General features: G+C 69.6%; 13 protein-coding genes. 6 read left to right on the forward strand and 7 right to left on the reverse strand.

Annotated features, from left to right (window positions below; genetic code table 11):
• The 3 genes from modA to modC form a co-directional block, all read left to right on the forward strand.
• Positions 1 to 780: molybdate ABC transporter substrate-binding protein (gene modA / locus D7Y11_RS25920; protein WP_233607394.1), on the forward strand; the 780-nt coding region annotated here is incomplete at its 5' end.
• Positions 780 to 1,457: a molybdate ABC transporter permease subunit gene (modB, locus tag D7Y11_RS25925; protein ID WP_120575903.1), complete on the forward strand. Its 678-nt coding sequence runs from the start codon at positions 780 to 782 to the stop codon at positions 1,455 to 1,457. The genes modA and modB, both read left to right, overlap by 1 nt.
• Before the next feature lie 91 nt (positions 1,458 to 1,548).
• A complete protein-coding gene (modC, locus tag D7Y11_RS25930) occupies positions 1,549 to 2,619 on the forward strand; it encodes a molybdenum ABC transporter ATP-binding protein (RefSeq protein ID WP_126935054.1) in 1,071 nt (356 codons plus the stop codon).
• Here the strand turns inward: modC and D7Y11_RS25935 are convergent.
• The 7 genes from D7Y11_RS25935 to D7Y11_RS25965 all read right to left on the reverse strand — a co-directional run bounded on the left by D7Y11_RS25935 (position 2,616) and on the right by D7Y11_RS25965 (position 15,080).
• Positions 2,616 to 3,134 carry a hypothetical protein gene (locus D7Y11_RS25935; protein WP_126935044.1) on the reverse strand — a complete coding sequence of 173 codons (519 nt, stop codon included), beginning with the start codon at positions 3,132 to 3,134 and terminating at the stop codon, positions 2,616 to 2,618. The genes modC and D7Y11_RS25935 overlap by 4 nt on opposite strands.
• A complete protein-coding gene (locus D7Y11_RS25940; RefSeq protein ID WP_126935045.1) occupies positions 3,131 to 3,793 on the reverse strand; it encodes a pentapeptide repeat-containing protein in 663 nt (220 codons plus the stop codon). Before D7Y11_RS25940 ends, D7Y11_RS25935 begins: the two co-directional genes overlap by 4 nt.
• A 56-nt stretch (positions 3,794 to 3,849) precedes the next feature.
• The gene (locus tag D7Y11_RS25945) at positions 3,850 to 5,025 is read right to left on the reverse strand and encodes a S9 family peptidase (protein WP_126935046.1); all 1,176 of its coding nucleotides are present in this window, start codon (positions 5,023 to 5,025) and stop codon (positions 3,850 to 3,852) included.
• Positions 5,026 to 5,158: 133 nt separating this feature from the next.
• The gene (locus D7Y11_RS25950) at positions 5,159 to 7,594 is read right to left on the reverse strand and encodes an isoamylase (RefSeq protein WP_126935047.1); all 2,436 of its coding nucleotides are present in this window, start codon (positions 7,592 to 7,594) and stop codon (positions 5,159 to 5,161) included.
• Positions 7,595 to 7,823: 229 nt separating this feature from the next.
• Positions 7,824 to 10,757: a DUF4215 domain-containing protein gene (locus tag D7Y11_RS25955; protein ID WP_120575897.1), complete on the reverse strand. Its 2,934-nt coding sequence runs from the start codon at positions 10,755 to 10,757 to the stop codon at positions 7,824 to 7,826.
• Positions 10,758 to 10,767: 10 nt separating this feature from the next.
• Positions 10,768 to 12,021, reverse strand: coding sequence for a hypothetical protein (locus D7Y11_RS25960; RefSeq protein ID WP_120575896.1), 1,254 nt, complete (start codon positions 12,019 to 12,021; stop codon positions 10,768 to 10,770).
• Positions 12,022 to 12,041: 20 nt separating this feature from the next.
• On the reverse strand, positions 12,042 to 15,080 hold the full coding sequence (locus D7Y11_RS25965; protein WP_233604939.1) for a protein kinase: 3,039 nt from the start codon (positions 15,078 to 15,080) through the stop codon (positions 12,042 to 12,044).
• A gap of 656 nt (positions 15,081 to 15,736) precedes the next feature.
• Between D7Y11_RS25965 and D7Y11_RS25970 the strand changes: the two genes are divergently transcribed.
• The 3 genes from D7Y11_RS25970 to D7Y11_RS25980 are packed head-to-tail and all read left to right on the forward strand — an operon-like array spanning position 15,737 to position 18,308.
• Entirely contained in the window at positions 15,737 to 16,732 is a 996-nt protein-coding gene (locus tag D7Y11_RS25970; protein WP_233596771.1) for a hypothetical protein, read from the forward strand.
• A 10-nt stretch (positions 16,733 to 16,742) separates the two neighbouring features.
• Positions 16,743 to 17,732, forward strand: coding sequence for a HEAT repeat domain-containing protein (locus D7Y11_RS25975; RefSeq protein ID WP_126935048.1), 990 nt, complete (start codon positions 16,743 to 16,745; stop codon positions 17,730 to 17,732).
• 48 nt (positions 17,733 to 17,780) lie between these two features.
• Complete coding sequence (locus D7Y11_RS25980) at positions 17,781 to 18,308, forward strand: hypothetical protein (RefSeq protein ID WP_120575892.1); 528 nt, start codon at positions 17,781 to 17,783, stop codon at positions 18,306 to 18,308.
• Positions 18,309 to 18,334: the final 26 nt, after the last annotated feature.

The following is an 18,334-nucleotide window of genomic DNA, read 5'->3' on the forward strand; positions in this document are numbered from 1 at the left end:
GAGGAGGTGCTGGTGTTCGCGGCGGCGAGCACGACGGACGCGCTCGAGGCGCTGGCGCCCGCGTTCCAGCAGGCATCGGGGCACCGGGTGCGGTTCGCCTTCGGGGCGTCCAGCGACCTGGCACGTCAGGTGGTGGCGGGGGCCCCGGCGGATGCGTTCCTCTCCGCCGACGAGGCGAAGATGGACGGGATCGACCGGGCAGGGCTCGTGCAGGCGGGCTCGCGGGTGGACCTGCTGTCCAACCGGCTGGTGGTGGTGGTGCCGGTGAAGTCGTCGGTGAAGGTCGCCGGAGCGGCGGGCCTGAAGGGGCTCAAGCGGGTGGTGCTGGCGGAGCCGGCGGCGGTGCCGGCGGGTGTGTACGCGAAGGCGTGGCTGACGAAGGCGGGCGTGTGGGCGGACGTGGCGCCGCGCGTGGTTCCGGCGGTGGATGTGCGGGCCGCGCTGGCGGCGGTGGAGGCGGGGAGGGCGGACGCGGGCGTGGTGTACGCGACGGACGCGGCGCAATCGAAGAAGGTCCGGGTGGTGTTCACGGTGCCGGAGGGGGATGCGCCGCGCGTCGTGTATCCGGCGGCGGCGCTGACGCAGGGCAAGGCGCCGGAAGGCGGTCTCGCGTTCGTGCGCTTCCTCCAGACGGAAGGAGCGCGGAAGGAGTTCCGCCGGTTGGGTTTCCTGGACGCGAGCGCGGCGAAGGCGGCGCCGGATGCAGGTGTGCTCCAGAACGCCCCGACCGGGACTCGCGGCGGGATGCCTGACGCGGGCAAGGGGCATCCCGCGCCGTGATGGGCGAAGGACTGACAGGGCTGGTGCTGTTCACGGTGGCGGTGGCGGCCCTGTCCACGGCGCTCATCCTGGTGCCGGGCGTGGCGGCGGCGTACGCGCTTGCGCGCTGGAAGGGCCCGGGGCGCGGCGTGGTGGAGACGCTGCTGGCGCTGCCGCTGGTGCTGCCTCCGACGGCGGTGGGCCTGGTGCTGCTGGAGTTGCTCGCGCGGGACTCGGCGCTGGGACGGCTGCTGGATGCGCTGGGCGTGGAGGTGGTGTTCACGCCAAAGGCGGTGGTGCTGGCCAGCGCGGTGATGGCGTTCCCGCTGCTGGTGCGCTCCGCGCGCGCGGGCTTCGAGGAAGTGGATCCCCGGCTGGTGGCGGTGGCGCGCACGCTGGGGGACACGCGCACGCGGGCCTTCTTCCGGGTGACGTTGCCGCTGGCGTGGCGCGGGGTGCTCACGGGCGCGCTGCTCGCGTTCTCGCGGGCGTTGGGTGAATTCGGCGCGACGGTGCTGGTGGCGGGCAACATCCCAGGCAGCACTCAGACGTTGTCCCTGGCCATCTTCCAGCGCACGCAGGTGGGGCAGGACGCGGAGGCGCTGAAGCTCGCGGGCGTCTCGGTGGTGCTCGCGTTCGGGGCCATGTACGTGACGGAAGTGGTGACGCGGCGGCGCGGAGCGCGGGGGCTCGCGTGAAGCCCAGGCAATCCGGGCCGGCGGCTTCGAGACGCCACATGTCCGCGGAGGACGTACGAGGCGCCACGCGAACAGGAGGCGCACGTCCGTGATGGAGCTGTCCCTCAGTCTGCCCCTGGCGCGCTTCCCGCTGGAGGTCGAAGCGCGCTTCACGTCCGCGTCGGTGGCGGTGCTGGGGCGCTCGGGCTCCGGGAAGACGTCACTGCTGGAGGTGCTCGCGGGCTTGCGGCGAGGCGCCACGGGGCGCGTCGTGGTGGATGACCGCGTGCTGCTCGACACGGCTGCGGGCATCGACGTGCCGCCCGAAGCGCGCCGCATGGGCTACGTGCCGCAGGATGCGTTGCTCTTCCCGCACCTCACCGCCGGACAGAACGTGCGCTTCGGAGTGCGCGCCGGACGGACGTCACGCGTGGACGAAGCCGTGCACCTGCTGGAGCTGGAGCCGCTGCTCCACCGCTACCCGGTGACGCTGTCCGGTGGCGAGAAGCAGCGGGTCGCCCTGGCGCGGGCACTCGCCACCGACCCGGCGCTACTGCTGCTCGATGAACCCCTGGCCGCGCTCGACGTCGCGTTGAAGGAGCGCGTGCTGCCGTACTTGCTGCGAGTGCGCGACGAAGCCCGCGTGCCCCTGCTCTACGTCACCCATCAGCTCGGCGAAGCACGGGCCCTGGCCCGCGAAGCCCTACTCCTGGATGGCGGCACGGTGAAGGCCGTGGGCCCGGCGGACACGGTGCTGGGCACCGTGGCGCGAGGCCTGCTCACCGGTGAGCCCGAGGAGAACATCCTCGAAGGCGCGCTGGAGCGTCCCGAATCCGGAGGCACGCGGCTGCGAGTCACGGACGGCCTGTCCCTCTGGGTGCCAGATGCGCCGGAGCTGCCCCAGGGCACCCGCGCCGCCTATGCCATTCCCGCCGAGGACATCCTCCTGTCCACCGGACCGCTGACCGGCGTCTCCGCGCGCAACGTGCTCGAAGGCACGGTGACGAAGCTGGAGGACGCAGGGGCAGGGGAGTGCGCGACCCACGTGGACGTCACGGGCGTGCGCTGGGTGGTCCGTCTCACGCATGTCGCCGTGCGCGAGCTGCACATCGCACCGGGCCTGCGCGTGTACCTCGCGGTGAAGTCCTCCGCCTGCCGCCGCTTGGCGGGACGGGCTTCCTAGTCCCCGCGCGCTTCCGCCTCGAACCGCCGGTGGGAGGCCTCCATCCGCACCAGCGCGTCCACGAGGCTGCGCTCGATGTCCTCGCGCTGGGCCTGTACCAGGGCTTCCGGAAACCCCATGCGCTCCAGCAGGTTCAGCTGCATGTAGAACTCCTCGCACTGCCGGTGGCCGCTCTTGCCATCCAGGTACTCGCCTGCCCGCAGGAGGAAGTCACCCCAGGCGATGGACCCGTCACGGTGGCGAAGGAACAGGCTCGCCAGGTGGTCCGCGTCCTCCACGTCCCGCTCCTCGACAGTGGCCAGTTGCGCAATGCCCGGCATGTCGAGGAGCAACCCGTGCGCCCTGTCGATCCCGGGCACCGTGCACAGCTCCAGCAACCAGAGCGGTGGGGCGTCCAGCTTCATCACCCACGCATCCGCCCAGGCGATGAGCCGCTGGAGCCCGATGCGCCCCGTCCTCACCATCACCGCGATCCGCGCGACGGCGACCGGGTCGAACGGGGTGCCATCCCTCACCGCTTCGCTCCCGTCTTCTTCGCCCCGCCGCGTCCCGCCGGCTTCGCGTGGTAGCCCTCCACGCGCATCCCCATCTCATGGACCACGGACATCGCCGTGTCCTGCGGGATGCGCGTGTCCTTCAGCTTGTTGCGCGCGGGGTCCAGCACCAGGCCCGTGGCCCCGGAGAAGTCCGTCCGGGTCAGCGTGCAGCCGCGGAAGTTGCTGCCGGTGAGGTCCGCGCCGGTGAAGTCCGCGTCCGTCAGGTCCATGTCGAAGAAGTTCGCCTCCCGCGCCACGCAGCGCACGAAGGACGTCTGGCGCAGGCTCAGCCCCACGAACGAGCTGTAGGGCATGGCGCACTCCTCGAAGTTCGCCTCCGGGTTCGCCGCCACGCCCGTCCAGTCGATGCCCATCAGCTTCGAGCCCTCGAAGCGCACGTCCCGCAACCGGATGGCGTTGAAGTTCGCGCGCGTCAGGTTGCAGCCCTGGAACATGCACGCCTCCAGCAGCGCTTCCTTCCACCGGCTCTCCTGCAGCTCGCAGTTCACGAAGGTGCACCGGTAGAACTCCTTGTCACCCAGGTCGACGTGCTGGAGGTCCAACCCCTCGAACGTCTCCTTCTCGAACGAGTCCTCCTGCTGGAGCCGCTTCACCACCGCGCTGTCGTCCTGGGCCATGGCGGCCTTATATCGGCCCGCCGTCACGCGTGCGCGGTGTGCAGCGTCCGCTCCAGTCAGTCGAAGACGCGCTCGTCCCGCAGTGCTGGCGCCGCGGGCTCGCAGTGCCAGCTGGCGCCCTCTGACTCCGTGAATCGCAGCAGCGTGGAGCCCTTCAGCGCGGCGTGCAGCTCCTCGGACTGGCCCGGCCAGAACTGCTCATGGTCCGGCGAAGTAATGAGCATTGGACAGCCAACGCGCGCGAGTATCTCCGCGTCCAGGTGCATCGCCTCCGCTGCCTTGTATGCGTCGAAGGGCGAGCGCGTTCCATAGGGCGCCATGCGCCACTGGAGCTCCGCCCGCTCGGCGGGGAGGTCCTTCAGTCCCTCGGCCATGAACGCATCGAAGGTCTCCTTCTCTCCCGCGTCCAGCAACCGCGTCATCTCCGGAGGCAGGTGTTCGCGCCACGAATCCCCCACCCGCATCACGCCAGGATCCGCGACCGCCGCCGCCACGCGGTGCTCGAACGCCACCGCGCGAGGCACCTGGTAGCCCACCTGACTGACGCCGAGCAGCGCGATGCGCTGGGGATCCACCTCCGCGCGAGTGAGCAGCCAGTCCATCACCGGCGTCACCACGCGCTCCCAGTCCGCGCGGAAGGGCAGCCCCTGCCGGTGCAGCGCCGCGCCCTGGCCCGGCCCGTCGAAGGTCAGCGCGTTCCAGCCGCGCTCCACCGCCGCCGCGCCGCCGTCCTTCCACATCGACGTCACCGGCCCGTCGCTGCCGTTGTTCAGGATGACGGTGGGCCTTCGCGCGCCATTGCCCCCCACCGGCCGGAAGAAGTACCCCTCCAGCGACATGCCTTCGTAGGGAATGGAGACCCGTTCGACAGGCGGCTCGAACAGCGCGGCCGCGCGGTCCCAGCAGTCCCGGTGCCGCAGCCACAGCGCGCGGAACCGCTCCGGCCGCGAGGTGCCGGGCGCGCAGGCGGAAGCTTCATGGAAGTAGGTGCTCGCGCGCAGGAACGCCGAGCGTGCACTGGCGCGATGTCCGCTGGCGGCGCTGGCGTGGGCCTGGCGCTCCAGCCGCTCAGCCAGGGCGATGAACTCCCGCACCCACGCCTCACGGTCCCCGTCCGGAATCCCGTCCAGCGTGACGAGGACCTCTCCCGCGTCGGAGAGCCCCCGGTACGCGGCGCCCAGCAATCCCAGGCGGGCGAACTCGAACCGTCCATCCTTGAAGTGGCGTTCCATGCCGGGAGGATGGCGCTCCGTCCCTGGCGGGGCCCGCCACGGGCATCAAGGCCCGCCAGCGTCCGCCTCCTCGCCCACTCCAACGCGAAGGGCCCGGCCCCCAGGGAGCGCCGGGCCCTCCACGGCCTTCACGCTACTTGGCCACCAGCACCAGCACGCCGCGGCCGCACAGGCCGTAGCTCGTGGCCTCGCCGCCAATCAGGTTCGTGCTGCCCGGGTTGAGCACCACCTGGTTCGGGCCCTCGGCCCACGAGCACGTGTCAGTCACGCGGTACCACTGCTTGCCGTTGCCCGGCCACGGCAGCAGGAAGTTCACGTTGGCGGACCAGCCGTTGTACGCGACGTAGATGGCGCTCACCGTCTCACCGGAGAACTCCGTCGCGTCGATGCGGTAGGCCAGCGCATGCTGGGTCGCGTCGTTGAAGTATGCCGCGTCCGGCACGAAGCCGTCCGGCTTGAACCAGCGGTGCTGCTCCATCACGTTCGAGTTGTTGTCGTTCGTCTTGTAGAACTCCGCCGGGCGCAGCGCGGGGTGTGCCTTGCGGAACGCGATGAGGTTCTGGGTGAACGTGCGGAAGTTGGACTGGTCCGTGGTCCACGCGTAGTCCAGCCAGTTCTTGTTCGAGTCCAGGTTGTACACGTTGTTGTTGCAGTACTGCGTGCGCAGGAACTCGTCGCCGCCCGTCAGCATGGGCACGCCCGCGCTCAGCATCATGAACGCCATGCCGTTGCGCGCCGCCTGGCGTTGGAGCGCCGCGTTGCCGCCGTGGTCCCAGCTGTGGTTGTTGTCCTCGCCGCCGTCGGACGGGCCGTAGGGCCACGCCTGGCTGTTGTTCTTGCTGTTGCACGAGTAGATGTCCTTCAAGGTGAGGCCGTCGTGGGCCACCATGAAGTTCACGGACGCCGCCGGCTTGCGGCCGTCATCCGAGTACAGGTCCGACGAGCCCGCGAAGCGCGTGGCCAGGTCCGACGGCTTGATGCTCTCCACGCCCAGCTGGTTCTGGTCCTTGCGGAAGGTGTCGCGGAACGCGCCGTTCCACTCCCGCCACTTCGCCGGGAAGTTGCCCACCTGGTAGGAATTGCCGCCAATGGCCCACGGCTCCGCGATGAAGTCCGTGCCCGCGCCGCCCGCCTCCGGACGCGGATCCAGCTGCGTGGTGATTTGGTTGAGCGCCGTGTTCGCGTTGTCGCGGTTGTACTCGTAGCCGCTGTGCGTGGTCGTCTCGTGCTCGTAGATGTTGCCCAGCACCGACGCCAGGTCGAACCGGAAGCCGTCCACGCCCAGCGTGTCCTTCCAGTACGACAGCGAATGCAGGATGACGTTGCGGGCCGTGGGGTTGAACGTGTTGAAGTTGCCGCCCACGCCCGTGTTGTCCCAGTTGAACTTCATGTCCTTCGTCAGGCTGTAGTACGTGGGGTTGTCCAGGCCCCGGTACGACATGACGTTGTACGTGCTCGGGTCGCCGCTGATCCACCCGCCGCCTTCGCCGGTGTGGTTGTAGACCACGTCCACCAGCACCTTGATGCCGGCGTCGTGGAACGCCTTCACCATGCTCTTGAACTCGCGGGTGGGGCCGCCCGGCGTCTGGTCGCACGCGTAGCGGCGGTCCGGCGCGAAGTAGCTGAGGTTCATGTAACCCCAGTAGTTGTCGCCCGCGGTGCTCGCGACCGCGTCGTTGTTGCCGTTGTCCGTCTCGTGCAGCGGCAGGAACTCCACCGCCGTCACGCCCAGCGTCGCCAGCTGCGCGGCCTTCTGGCCCGCGGTCTTGTAGGTGCCCAGGCAGGCGGCATCCAAACCGGAGCCGGTGTCCTGCTTCGTCAGGCCGCGCAGGTGCACCTCATAGACGACGTCGTCCTTGAAGGCGCGCGTGGGCTTGGTGCCGGTGGCCGTTGTGTCCGGCGCGAGCACGATGCCCTTGGGCGCGAACGGACCGCTGTCCTTGTAGCGGTGCAACGGGCCGGACGCGTACACCGTGCCGTCCGCGTTGTTGGGGTTCACCGGGTCGTGCGACAGCTCCAGCGCGTACGGGTCCCACAGGAGCTTGTTCGGGTTGAAGCGGTTGCCCGCGGAGTCCACATCCGCGACGAAGCCCAACGCGCTGTTGGTCGTCGTGTTCCAGGTGGAGACGTACGTCCAGTTGGGGCCCCACGCGCGGTAGCCGTAATAGACGGTGCCGGTGACGCCGTAGCTGTTCTTCAGCGTGGCGACGGAGACGGACTTGGACCAGACCTTGGTCGTCGCGTTCTGCGTCATCACGTACGTCGCGGCCGGACTCGCGCCCTGGGCCGTCTTGTAGATCCACAGCTCGATGCGCGTGGCGCGCGACGAGTAGATGTTGAAGTTGATGTTGGCCTGCGTGGCGTCGTACTTCGCCCCCAGCGTCCAGGAGAGCAGCTCCTGCTCACGCTGCGCGGTGTCCTCCACTGCGGGCGCGGCGGGAGCGGGGACTTCGGCGGGTGTTTCCGGGGAGGCGCAGGAGACCAGCGCCGACGCGAAACCCGCGGCGACAAGGGGATGCCACCGCGTGAGCCAGGGGCTCCGGCGGTGACGACGGGGAGGGGTCATCATGGATGTGGCTCCAGACGCGGCAAGCGAGGGTCACGACCGCTGCAAGGCCACCGGGCCCGCGACTACCCGGGGCCCGTCCGGTTCACCACCCCCACGACAGTGAAGTCAACCGCACGTTCCCCCACTCGCGCCCCCGGGCCCGCTCGCGTGTGACGCAAGACATGGCCCAGCGCGTCAAGACGTGTGACATCCCTGTTTCAAGAGGGATGTCACACGTCTGGGAAGCCGCTCAGGGGGCGGCGACGCAGGTCTTGCTGGCCCCACACACCAGGTCGAGGGCGCAGTCCTCGTTGCCCACGCACTTCGTGCCCTGGGGGCAGTCGTAGCCGCTGCCGCCGTTCATCCCGCTCACCTTGAAGTTGTTGTTGGCGACCTTCTCCGTCATCGCCTGGTTGCCGATGGAGCCCTTCAGCTTGTGGGCGACGTTCACGGTGATGGAGCCGGTGACGACCGTGGCTCCGATTTCGAACGGCTCCTCCACCGCGTTGATGGCGTCCCGGATGACGAGGGCGATCTGCGTCGCGGGCGTGCCGTTCGCCACGACCACCCGCTGGTTGGCGGCGTTCTTGAGCTTGTTGTCGCGGTCCAGTTCGAAGGTGACCGGCGTGTTGATGCCATCGCTGATGGTGAACGTCTCCTCGTCGACCAGGTTCGAGCTCGCCGTGGCCGTGATGGTGCCCGTCGCAGCCTGGAGCGTCTGCACCTTGCAGTTGGCGCTGCATGAGCCGCAGGCGAGGGTGTTGCCGTCGTCGCAGAGTTCATTCGAGGCGTTGGCGTCCACCACCCCGTCGCCGCAGACGTTGCCCTCGAGCGAGAGGACCGTCTGGCAGTCGTTGCTGCACCGCTTGCAGCTCGCCGTGCCGTAGGCGCAGGCGGTCTCCGTGGTGGTGTTGCCGTCGTCGCAGGCCTCGTTCGCCGAGTCCAGCACGCCGTCGCCGCAGACGTTGCCCGTGACGGAGACCAGCTCCTTGCAGTCGCCGCGGCACACCTTGCAGCTCGCCTGACCGTAGGGGCAGGAGGACTCCGTCTGCGTGTTGCCGTCGTCGCACACCTCGTTCGTGGAGCTGGGGTCCTGCTTGCCGTCGCCGCAGACGTTGCCCGTGAGCGGGAGGAGCGTCTGGCAGTCGCTGCTGCACCGCTGGCAGCTGGCCACGCCGTAGGGGCAGGCGGTCTCCGTGGTGGTGTTGCCGTCATCGCACGTCTCGTGGGCCAGGTCCGCCACGCCGTCGCCGCAGACGTTGCCCTTCACCGCCAGCAGTTGCTTGCAGTCGCCGCTGCACGTCTGGCAGTTGGCCACGCCATAGGGACAGGAGGTCTCCGTGGTGGTGTTGCCGTCGTCGCAGGCCTCGTGGGTCATGTCCCGCTGGTTGTCGCCGCAGACGTTGCCCTGGAGATTGAGCGCCGTCTGGCAGTCACCGCTGCACTTCTGGCAGCTCGCCTGGCCGTAGTCGCACGCGACTTCCGTCTTGGTGTTGCCGTCGTCGCAGGCCTCGTGGTCCGGGTCCTTCGCGTTGTCGCCGCAGATGTTTCCCGTGCGCGACAGGCTCTCCTTGCAGTCGAAGCGGCACACCTTGCAGTTGGCGGTGCCGTAGGGGCAGGCGTCCTCGGTCTCGGTGTTGCCGTCGTCACAGGCCTCGTTGGTGGCGTCCTTCACGTTGTCGCCGCAGACGTTGCCCTGGAGATTGAGCGCCGTCTTGCAGTCGCCGCTGCACGCCTGGCAGGTGGCGGTGCCGTAGTCGCACGCGGTCTCCGTGCGGGTGTTGCCGTCGTCGCAGGACTCCGGGCGGTCCGGTCCGTTGACGTTGACCACGCTGTCGCCGCAGATGTTCGGCTTGCAGGTGCCCAGGCAGTCGTCGTCGTCGCGCGTGTTGCCGTCGTCGCACTGCTCCTTCGCCGCCGTGTTGGTGACGCCGTCGCCGCAGGCCACGGGGGTGCAGTCCACGTCGCAGATGGCGGAGTTGGGCCCGTCGTCGCACTGCTCACCCGCGGCGGTGTTGAGGTACCGGTCGCCGCAGGCCGCGGGCGTGCAGTCCGCGTTGCACGTGCGGGAGTTGCCCGCCGTGTCGCACAGTTCGCCGCGCGTGATGTTGGTGAAGCCGTCGCCGCAGAAGGCGATGGTGCAGTCCGCGTCACAGGCGGGGCTGTTGACGGGGCCGGGGTTGTCGCACTGCTCGCCGGAGGACGTGTTCACCACGCCGTCGCCGCAGGCGCGCAGCGTGCAGTTGGCGTTGCAGTAGGCGGACTCGCCCTTGTCGTCGCACGCCTCGCCCGCGGTCCGGTTGACGATGCCATCACCGCAGACGCGCACGGTGCAGTTGAGGTTGCAGGTGGCGGACTCGCCCTTGTCGTCGCACTGCTCCTCGCCGTCGCGGACGCCGTTGCCGCAGCCTTCCGCGGACCGGCAGTCCGCGCTGCAACCGTCCTCGCTGACGTTGTTGCCGTCGTCGCAGATTTCACCCTTGATGACGTCGAGGACGCCGTTGCCGCACGTCTCGTTGGACTTGCAGTCGGAGCTGCACCCGTCGCCGTTGATGTTGTTGCCGTCGTCGCACTTCTCACCCTTGGCGACGTCCACGTAGCCGTTGCCGCAGCTCTCCTGGGAACGGCAGTCCTCGCTGCACCCGTCGCCGCTGACGGTGTTGCCGTCGTCGCACTTCTCACCCTTCGTGGGGTCGGTGTAGCCGTTGCCGCACGTCTCGTTGGACAGGCAGTCCGCGCTGCAGCCGTCGCCGCTGGCGTTGTTGCCGTCGTCGCACTTCTCGCCCACGGCCGTGTCCGTGACGCCGTTGCCGCACAGTTCGTTGGACTTGCAGTCCGCGCTGCAGCCGTCGCCGTCCCGGGTGTTGCCGTCGTCGCACTTCTCCTTCGTGACCTGGTCCACGACGCCGTTGCCGCAGGTCTCGGTGGACTTGCAGTCGCGGCTACAGCCGTCGCCATCCACGATGTTGCCGTCGTCACACTGCTCGTGGTCCTGGACGACGCCGTCGCCACATTCCGTGGAGATGCAGGTGGCCTGGTTCGCGGCGCACTTCAGGCCGTCCGGACACACCAGCCCGGCGGGGCAGTCCACCGTGGTGGCCTGGAAGCAGGAGGAGAGCAGCAGGAGCGGCGCGGCCAGGAGAAGCAGGGCGCGCGCCATGGAAGAGGGGGAGACGCGTGTCATGCGAGGACCTCTAGAAACGGAACGTGGCCACGGCACCGCCCGAACCCGCGCCGAGGAGCGGAGTGACCTGCACGGTCACCGCCTCCTGGCCCGGTTCGATGCGGTACGGCTTGGGTTGGTTGAGGACGGCGAGCACCGCGCCGGTGACGATGACGGCTCCGCCCACGGCGTACCCGGCGATGGCGCCGGTCTGCATCAGGTTGCCCTGCGAGCGCTCGTCGGCGACGGCGGCGGGCGGTACGCAGCCTCCGCATTCGGTGATGCCGGACTCGAAGGCTCGGAAGTGGTCGCGGGACTGGAGGTGCAGGAAGGTGCTGCCTCCCGCCACGGCCACGCCCGCGCCCATCACCAGCCAGGGCATGGCGGCGGACCAACGGCGCTTGTAGCGGATGAGGTCGTCGGACGTGAAGAGCTTCAAATCCAGCGCCGTCGTCTCACCGGGCAGCAGCGTGCGGCTCTGGTCGCTGGGCACGAAGCCCGCCATCGTCGCGGAGATGCTGTGCGCGCCGGGGCGCACCAGCCCCTCGTAGCGGCCGGGGGCCACGAACAGCGTCTGGCCGTCCATGGTCACCGTTGCGCCGGGCGTGGCGCAGGTGATGTCCACCCGCGCGAGCTGCTTCTCCACCAGCGTCTTGTAGTTGCGGGCGTACTCGTACTTCTCCTTCTCCAGCGGCGCCGGTCCGAAGCGCAGCGCCGCCACCAGGTGCTCGTGCACCTCCACCGGCTGGTCCAGGTTCATCAGCGCCAGCGCGAGGTTGTAGTGGATGGCCGGATGGTCCCAGCGCGCCAGCGCCTGGCGGTACTTCTCCACGGCCTGCACGAAGATGGATTCCTTCAAGAGCGCGTTGCCTTCGCCGAACAGCGCGAGCGACGCGTCCTGATCCGTCTTGGCGATGCCCTTCGCCCAGGGGCGCTCGTCCGCGCCGGGCTGCGAGCCCTCCAGCGTGCTGCTGGCCTGCTCCTGCTGGGACTCCACGGCCTTCGGCGTGGGCGGCGGGGGCATGGGAAGGGACTCGGAGAGGGGCGCGTCCGAGGGGGCCGGCGTGGCCTCGGCGGCGGTGGGCTTGCGCCGCCGCTTCGAGGAACCCGTGCCGGACACCTTCGCCGTGCCGGAGGTCTTGCCCGTGGCCTTCGACGCGGTGGGTTTCTTCTTCGTGCCCCGGGACGCCTTCGTGGTGCCTGTCCGTGGCGCCGGCTCCTGCGCCAGCGCGGGCACCGACTCCAGCGCCAGCAGCACCGACAACACGAACGCGGACCTGCTCATCACCCTGTTCAAGATGCTTCTCACTTCAGGACCTCGATGACCGGACTTCCGAGCTGGGATTGCAGACGGGAGACGCGCTCCTTCTCCCGCTTGAGCAACGTGGAGAGTTCTTCCGCCGCGCGGAGGGCGTCCTCGCGGGCGTCGCGCGCGGAGTCGGCGCTCTCCTCGGCGCGCTTCTTGGCGAACCGGGCGCGCAGCTGCGCTTCCTGGGCCCGCTTCAGCGCGGACACCAGTTCGTCGTTCTTGCTGAGCAGCTCCTGGTTGGCCAGCGCCACCTGCTCGTTGGCTGACTCCGCCGCCTGCTGCGCCTTCTGGCGCTCCAGTTCCTTGGCCTGCACCTCGGCCAGCCGCTGCTTGGCCTCGACTTCCGCGCTGCGGGCCGTGGACTCGGCGGCGCGCGCGATGATCTCCGCCGCCTGGGCCCCCTGGGCCTGCTTCTCGGCCTCCTGCTGCGCGTTGCGGATGACGACGAGCGCCACCACCGCCGCGATGACCAGGAGCCCCAGGAACGTCACGCTGCCGATGAGCAGCACCTGCTTCAGCCGGCGCCCCTTCTTCTGCTGCGCGAACACCGCCGTGAGGAAGTCCTGCTGCAACTGGGGCAGCTCTCCCCGGTAGCGCCGCTGGAAGCGCTGGGCCTCTTCCACCAGCTCACCGCGCCACAGCAGGTGCGCGTCGAAGTTCTTGCCCTGCCACTGCCGGGCCGCGTTGCGCAGCTGCTCCAGGAAAGCGGAGTCCTCCTGGCCCTCGTCCAGCCAGCGCCGCAGCGTGGGCCAGCTGTGCAGGAGCGACTCGTGGACGATTTCGACCGTGGCGCCCGTGGCGCCGCCGCCGGTCTGCACCACCAGCAGGCGCGCCTGCACCAGGTGGTCGATGAGGCGCTGCATCTCCCCCGTGTCCTTCGTCAGCTCGCGCAGCTCGTCCAGGGACACGATGGCGCGCGTGCGCTCCGGAGTGACGAGCCGCAGGAAGAGTGCGCGCACCAGCGTGCGCTCCTGCGTGGACAGGCTCTCCAGCACGCTGTCCGCGTGGCTGGCCAGCGCGCCGGCGATGCCGCCCATGGCCTGATAGGCGCTCTCCGTGAGCAGCCGGTTGGTGACGTCGCGCGCCTCCCACAATTGGGTGGCCGCGAACTGCAACAGGGGCAGCGCGCCCTGGGATGCGTCCAGGTGCTCCAGCATGCTGGACACCATGGCGGGGCTTTCGAACTGGTAGCCCGCGCGCTCCGCGGGCTGCACCAGCGCGTCCTTCAGGCCTTCGCGGGCGGGCGCGGTGAGGAAGAAGAGCCCCTGGCTGAGCTCCGCCATGAAGCGCTCGTCCTCCGGCACGCGGTCCAGGAAGTCTGAACGGATGGAGAGGATGACCCGGATGGGCGTGGTCGCGTCGTCCGCGATGCCGGACAGGCACGCGGTGAAGGCCATCCGGTCCTGGACGTCCGGCACCAGCGTGTAGAGCTCCTCGAACTGGTCGATGAAGAGCAGGATGCGCCGCTTCTCCCGGCGAGCGCGGCTGCGCAGCACGTTGCCCACGTAGCCGGGCTCCGCGCGCAGCCGCTCCACCACCCGCTGCTGCTCCTGGAGGTCGTCCTCGATGGTGGTGGACGAACTCATCAGCGGCGCGACGATGCTGGCCAGCGCCGACAGCGGACTGCGGCCGGGGCGGATGACCAGCGCCTCCCACGGCGTTCCGGACCGCTTGAGCACGGGCACCAGACCCGCGCGCACGAACGACGACTTGCCCGTGCCGGACGGGCCCACCACGGCCAGCAGCGGCCGGTCGTTGATGCGGTTCACCAGCGCGGCGATTTCACGGGTGCGGCCGAAGAAGCGGTCCGCGTCCGCCTCCTGGAAGGAGCTGAGGCCCGCGTACGGGCTCTCGTCCACGCGCAGCTCGCGGCTCATGCGGCCGGGGAGGAAGGGCTCCAGCGCGCGCAGCAGCGAAGACGCGTCCGGGTAGCGGTCCTCCTTGCGCTTGAGCAGGCAGCGGTCCACGACGGCCGCCAGCTCCTGCGGCACGTCCGGCGCCATGGTCCTGAGCAGGGGCATGGGCTCATCCAGCATGCCCGTGACCATCAGCTGCGGACCGCGCAGCGGATCCAACGGGTGCTTGCCGGCGAGCATGCGGAACAGCATCAACCCCACGGCCCAGATGTCCGTGCGGTTGTCCACGGCGACTCCGATGCCCCACTGCTCCGGGGACATGAAGGCCATGGTGCCCATGATGGCGCCCTTGCGGGTGAGGTTGGACACGTCCTCGCCCATGCCCTCCACCGAGTGCAGCCGCGGCTGCGCCTGGGGGCCGCCCGCGGGCGCCTCCACGGGCTCGTCACCCTGGAGCACCTTGGCGATGCCGAAGTCGAGCACCTTGATGGCGCCCGAGTCCGTCACGACGATGTTCTCCGGCTTGAGGTCGCGGTGGACGATGCCCTGCTCGTGGGCGCACTCCAGCGCCCGCACCACCGGCACCATCAGCTCCACCGCGCGCGCGGGCGGCAGGCGTTGGTTGCCCAGCACCTTCGTCAGCGGCTTGCCCTGCAGGTACTCCAGCACCATGAACGGGCCGCCGGGGAACTCGCCGACCTCGTAGATGATGACGATGTTCTCGTGGCTGCACCGCGCCGTGGCCCGCGCCTCCAGGATGAAGCGCCGGGTGATGTCGGCGTCCTCGCTGTGCAGGAACTTGATGGCCACCCGGCGTCCCAGCCGCACGTCGCGCGCGAGGAACACCGTGCCCATGCCGCCGGAGCCCAGCTCGCGGATGAGCTCGTAGTGCTGCAGGCGCATGCCCGGGCGCAGCGCGTGTCCCTGGATGGACGGACTGGTGTTGTTGCCGGTGTCACCGGTGTCACCGGTGCCACCCGTGCCCGGACGCGACGGCCCGTCCCAGGTGGACGAGGACCCGGTGTTGGAACGTGACGGCGGCTCCACGGGCGCGGGAGCGGCTCCAAAGAGCGACTCCACGTCCGCGGCCTGTGTCCGGTCCGCGAGGTCCGAGGACACACCCGTTACGCCCACCGCGGGAGGCTCCCGCCGCACGGCACCTGCTTCGTTCTTCATCATGTCCGGCCACTTTTCCCGCGACGCATTCACAGCCATGGCGCGACCCGGACACCTCCGCCCGGTGCATCCATGCGCTGGCTACAGCCCCCCGGCCCTGCCACCACGGGCCGAAATCATACACGGACACTGCATCGCGGACACTTCACGCCCCTGCGTCAGAGGCGTGTCTGTTTTGACCTTGGGGGGGTAGGAAGGCAGACGAGCGCAGGGTGCAACGCCATGTGACATCTGCTCGCACACACGCGCGGAGAGTCATTGCGTCGCCGCGACACGAAGTGTGTCGGCCGCATGCGTGTTCCATAACGCAGGGACTGTTCCCGTGACGCGAGCGGTCAATATCTGGAATCACCAGAGTGAAAGAAGGCGGCTTCCAGTAAAAATCCAATCAATCTGTTTTACTTGATTGAAACAAGGAATCCATGGTTATTTGGATTCCCATGGTTCCTTCCACTCCGACCCAGACGCCCGCATCCGGTCCTTCGCGAGCACGGGGTGTCCCCTGGGTATGGGCGGGTGCGGGCCTGGTGGCCGTGTTGGCGGCCGTGGGGTTGATGTGGCGTGGCGGTGACGACGCGCAGGCGCCAGCGGCGGTGGCGGCCCCCGTTAAAGCCACACAGTCCCGAGGCTCGCAAGGTGGGAGTACGGGCGGGGGAGCGATGGCGGCTGGCGTGGAGGAGGCGGAGGCCGCGGAGCGCCGCTTCTCGGACCAGACGTGCTTCCCGGAGCTGGCGCGCTTCAACGACGGCGTGACGCTGGAGACGTTCCGTGATTGGGCCGCGCCGCTGCTCGCGTCGAAGGATCCGCTCGTCCGCGACTACCTGAAGTCGAAGCTCGCGGAGCTGATTGGCGACGACGCGAAGAAGGCGGGGCAGGTGGTGGACTGGGCCCGGGACGCGCAGGGCGCGGCGTTCCAGGTGTTGCTGTCCGGGCTGCGTGAGTCGGACGCGGTGCAGAAGCCGCAGGTCGCCGCACGGCTGCTGGAGGCGGGGTTGGACAAGGGGCTGCCCATCGAGCGGCGCGCGGGCATGCTCTCCGCGCTCGACACGCAGAAGCACCTGACGCCGGACGCGATGGACCGGATGGCGGAGTTCGCGCGCGACCCGGCGTCCACCGAGGCGGGCTGGGCCGCCACGCGCACGCTGGGCCGCGTGATGGCGCGCGAGTCGGAGAACCTGGGCGACGCGTCGCCGTACCTCGACCGGCTCATCACCATCGCCACGGACGCGCCGGACGAGCAGATCCGCCACCTGGCGCAGACGGCGCCGCTGCACAACTCACCCGTGCTGGACGCGAAGGCCACGGCCCGCTTCGAGCGCATCCTGCGCAGCGAGGGCAACGAGGACGGCCGAGACGCGGCGGCGCAGGTGTTGGCCATGTCCTCCGACAAGGAGAACGTGCTGAAGACGTTCACGGACGCCTTCCAGCGCGAGCAGTCGGTGTGCGTGCGCTGGGCGCTGTTCCGGTTCTCCGCGCGCGTCGCGGGCCGGGACGCCCTGCCGGTGATGGCGAACATGGCGACCGTGGATCCGCGCTTCCAGCCGCTCTACGGCATCTTCGAGACGCTCTACGCCCAGGGCAACGTCGACTTCATCCGCGTCTGGAATGAGCTGCCGGACCAGAACCCCTTCGGCTGCATGGACCGCCACAACTAGGAGCCCCGGCATGTCCCGCTACCTCCAAGGTCTTCGCGCGCTCGGGGGCCTGACGCTGATGCTCGCGTCCCCGGTCGTCACCGCGCAGTCCACGCCCTCCGCCGCGAAGCCCGTGCTGCAGGGAGAGAGCTGTTCGGTCCGTGGGTTGATGGATCAGCTCCGCCAGGGGATGGGCTCCAGCTCCAAGGCCTACCGCGACTACCTCCAGGCCGTTTTGCGCGAGGCCGCCGTGTCGTTGCCTTCAGGCGAACTGCACGCGGCGTTCGAGCGGGAGACGGACCCGGTGATGGTGGAGCAGCTGGCCGCGGCGCTGGTGGCGCGCAGCGAGCGCGAGGCGGAGAAGGACGCCATCCAGACCGTGGCCCGCCGCGCGCTGGAGGACCGTGACCCGTCCGTCCGCGCCGCCACCGTCCGCGCCATGCGCCGCACCGGCGCGCTGGAGAAGACGGGGGACATGTACGAGCGGCTCATGCGCGACGGCTCGCCGGAGGTCCGCATGGAGGCGGCGAAGAACCTCATCGAGGACAACGAGCACGTCTATTCCGCCCATCACGGCCCGGCCACGGACATGGCGGTGAACGCGGCGACGGCGTCCACGGATCCGAAGGTGACGGCGAAGATTCTGGAGTCCCTGGACACGCGCAAGATGGGGCCGGAGGCGGGGCAGAAGCTGCTCGGGATGCTGGGCCACGAGAGCGCGGACGTGCGGCGCTCGGCGGCGCTCGCGCTGGGCAGCGTGCCGGCGGCGCAGATGGCGCCCGCGCGCGAGGCGCTGGTGGGCATGTACCGGGGCGAGCGGGACACGGGAGTGCGCAAGGCGCTGGTGCAGGGCATCGCGGAGCTGGGCTTCGCGGACGCCGTGCCGGAGCTGCGCAAGTTGCGGAGCGTGGACCCCGGCATGGCGCCGGAGATCGACGCGTGGATCCGCGCCCTGGAATCAGGCGTTCAGGAGTGGGGCCTGCTCTTGAGAGAGAAGCAGCGGCAGCAACAGGTCCGTTGAGCGGCACCTCATGGGGCCGGACCCGCCGGCCCGAAAGGAACACCCCCGATGCGTCACATGAAGAAGAAGGCCTTCGCGGCCATCCTGGCCCTCGCGGTTCCCTCGGTCGCGGCTGCGTACTCGTACACCGTGAAGTCGCCCTTTCCGGGCACGGTCACGGCGACGACGAACTACTCCAGCGGCACGTTCCACGGCGCGGTGGACATCTCCAGCGGTCGTTGCAACTACTGGGGCGTGGAGACGGGCGTGGTGGCGTCCCTGTCCTGGAACGTGACCATCCGCACCTCGGGCGTCTATTGCAACGGCACGGGCAGCGGCACGCAGAACGAGGCGAAGCACGCCTTCTCCAACGGCAAGACGTTCCGCCTGTGGCACTTCATCAAGACGTCGGACTCGTTCGACCGCACGTGCAACCGCTGCCAGGTGGGCAACGAGGGCGGTACGGGCAACGCCACGGGCGCCCACGTCCATATGCAGTATGACCAGTCCGGCAGCAACCTGACCGGCTGGTACTCCGGCTACACCACCAAGGGTGAGGCCGTGGACCGCGCGGAGACCATCGGCGTGCTGCAGTAGTTCCGAGGTGACTGCCGGAGGCGGAG

Origin of the sequence: Corallococcus sp. AB018, assembly GCF_003986945.1 — a bacterium.
GTDB classification, from domain to species: Bacteria; Myxococcota; Myxococcia; order Myxococcales; family Myxococcaceae; genus Corallococcus; species Corallococcus exiguus.